The organism is Proteus sp. MB838 (genome assembly GCF_054767435.1).
In genome coordinates this window covers 1-2702 of record NZ_BAABMO010000087.1, presented here as the reverse complement: position 1 = coordinate 2702, position 2702 = coordinate 1, and the positions used below count along the sequence as shown (strand labels likewise).

Sequence of the window (2702 nt, the reverse complement as noted above, 5' to 3'; positions counted from 1 at the left end):
CAAACAGAAAAAAAAGAGTACCCTAACTATTGCTTAGCAGACTTTATTGCCCCTGTGGATAGTGGTCTTGCTGACTATTTTGGTGCTTTTGCAGTTACCGGCGGTCTAGAAGAAGATGCACTCGCTAATGGGTATGATAATGCTCATGATGATTACAATAAAATTATGGTAAAAGCGCTATCCGATCGTCTTGCAGAAGCTTTTGCCGAATATTTGCATCAACAAGTGAGAACCAAGATTTGGGGTTACAGTCCTGACGAAGCGCTCTCTAATGACGAGTTGATTAGAGAAAAATATCAAGGAACACGACCTGCACCGGGATATCCGGCTTGCCCAGAGCACACAGAAAAAGCAAAAATTTGGCAACTGTTAAATGTAGAAAATCGTATTGGTATGAAGCTTACTGATGCTTATGCGATGTGGCCGGGGGCTTCGGTATCGGGTTGGTATTTTAGTCATCCTGAAAGTAAATATTTTGCCGTCGCTCAAATTCAAAAAGATCAGGTGGAAGATTACGCCAAACGTCGTGGTATGAGTATAAGTGAAGTTGAGCGTTGGTTAGCCCCTAATTTAGGCTATGAGCCTTAATTAAACGGTATCTGAAGATTATAATAATGTAATAAATAACAAGGTGATAATCATATCCCCTTGTTATTTTCTCTCGCAGTTCCCATTAAAGATGTATAAGCTGTAAGCCTGTATCAGAAAAAAGGACATGATGATGAGTTATACTTTGTATCTTCAGCAAACCCCAACAGTTGGCACTAAAGTTCCTTTTCCTTCTTTAGCCAAAGGAAATTACCCATTAAATGAAGTTATCATTAATGCGTTTTTAAATCTGATGCAATTAACAGGGAATTTGGATACAGATGCATTATTAGATGAAAAAATGTTTGATAAGATTTGGCTTAAGGCTGAAATGACACCGGCGCGCATGGAAGAAATTGGTGACTATATTTATCATCATATTCCTACACATCCAGCCCCCCTAGAAGAAGAGATCACACTATTTAAGCAAGCTATGCAAGAAGAAGAGGCATTGTTAGCTAAAGAGAGTGAAAAAGAAGGGTGTATTCCAATTTATAAGTTTGCTACAAATGATGGTTGGATTGTGACACCGAAAGAGTGTGAGATTATTGCCTCAGCACTTACAGCTAAGCTTCTTGAAGATAACCATGTATTTGTGGAACAAGTGGCTAAGATGTCTCATATTGCCTATCGCTCGTTAGAAATCGCGTTGATTGATTTTGGTAAATTTAATCAATTTGCTAAAAAATATGGTGGTTATCGAGTTTATTAAAAAATAAAAAGCGGATCTTTCTATCGAAAGGCATCCGCTTACGTTAATACTGTAATAGGGTTGGATATTGTTAGAAAGGTATATTTATTTTTTTTAAAAATTCTTTATATGTGTTTATTTTTTCTTTGTTCTCTGAACTGATAAACAAACTCTTTTTATGGATGTTTATCATATTGTTGATACAATCAATATTGATTTTTTCTTTTGGTATTGATTCTCTTTCGATTCTGTTGGGGAAAACTTCAGTATAGAATAAAAATTTGAGAGTTTCTTGATTAGGATATAAAAGAAAATCTGATTTATTGTTAAAATATGCAAGTGTATTTTCATTTTCATTTAATCTAATTTTTAGTATTTCTTTTTGTTGATTTAAATCATTTATTTCACTTTTAAAATTGTTTGTTAAAACATTTTTCATGTTTTTATAGTCATGCTCATTTGTAACTAAACCTGATTTATATCTATTTTTAATTAAATCATTAATTGATTTTATATCATTGTATTTTTCTTTTAATTTTGATTCTATTCCTGTAAGTGCGTGTTGATTTTTATTAATTCTATTATTGATATTTGCTATTGAGGCTATGATGCTATTTTGTGGTTTATAAAAAGTATGAGTATTAACACATGAATTTTGAAAAGGTTGTGATAGATTATATAGTGATTTTATTTCATTTCGTAGTTCTTTTAATTTTTTACTCTTATTTATAACGTTCACATGCATATATTGGACAGTTTTACAAATATCATAGCTTAATTTTATAGACATAACTCCCTCTTAAAGATGATAAAATAAATTAAAAATACTCTATATTATTTTTAAATATAATAATTTTAAATATAAATCATTTTAGCTGTAAAAATAAATAAAAATAGGCTCCTTATTGCAAGAAGCCTATGTTAAATTCTAAAGTCATTGAAATGTTGTTATTCTATTTTCATATCTTAATCTTATTTTTATATTTACTCTATAAATATTTACTAAGTAATACCTTAAAATAAGGTATCGTGTAGTTTTCTGACAATATTATCTGCATCTTTGCCATCCACTAATAAACATAAGTTATGGGTACTCGCACCATGACTTATCATTCTAATATTATAATCCTCTAAAGTGCCAAAAATTTGACTTCCTAAGCCATTTACTTGCGATAGTGAATTACCAATGATAGCGACCAATGCCAGATCTTCTTCTACTTCAACGCGACATAATGCGGATAATTCTGTTAATAAAGCATTAGTTAACAGACTGCCTGATGAGCTAGTGGTACCTGTGGTATCCAATGTTAAAGCAATACTGACTTCTGGTGTGGTTATCACATCAACCGAAATATGGTGGCGTGATAAAATGGTAAATATTTCTGCCAAAAAGCCACGGGCATGAAGCATTTTCAAACTATGC

At 32.0% G+C, this 2702-nt stretch carries 4 protein-coding genes; 2 read left to right on the top strand and 2 right to left on the bottom strand.

Annotation, left to right across the window (positions count from 1 at the left end; translation table 11 throughout):
• Both ACYUCW_RS17955 and ACYUCW_RS17950 read left to right on the top strand, forming a co-directional pair.
• On the top strand, positions 1 to 588 hold a 588-nt coding region (locus ACYUCW_RS17955; RefSeq protein ID WP_460409172.1), incomplete at its 5' end, for a vitamin B12 dependent-methionine synthase activation domain-containing protein.
• A 133-nt stretch (positions 589 to 721) separates the two neighbouring features.
• Complete coding sequence (locus ACYUCW_RS17950; protein WP_004249153.1) at positions 722 to 1300, top strand: hypothetical protein; 579 nt, start codon at positions 722 to 724, stop codon at positions 1298 to 1300.
• Between the two features lie 70 nt (positions 1301 to 1370).
• Here the strand turns inward: ACYUCW_RS17950 and ACYUCW_RS17945 are convergent, their stop codons facing one another.
• Positions 1371 to 2069 (bottom strand): hypothetical protein, encoded by a 699-nt coding sequence (locus ACYUCW_RS17945; protein ID WP_460409171.1) that lies wholly within the window; start codon positions 2067 to 2069, stop codon positions 1371 to 1373.
• Positions 2070 to 2293: 224 nt separating this feature from the next.
• Positions 2294 to 2702, bottom strand: a 409-nt coding sequence (locus tag ACYUCW_RS17940) for an ACT domain-containing protein (RefSeq protein ID WP_460409170.1), incomplete at its 5' end; no start/stop codon positions are given.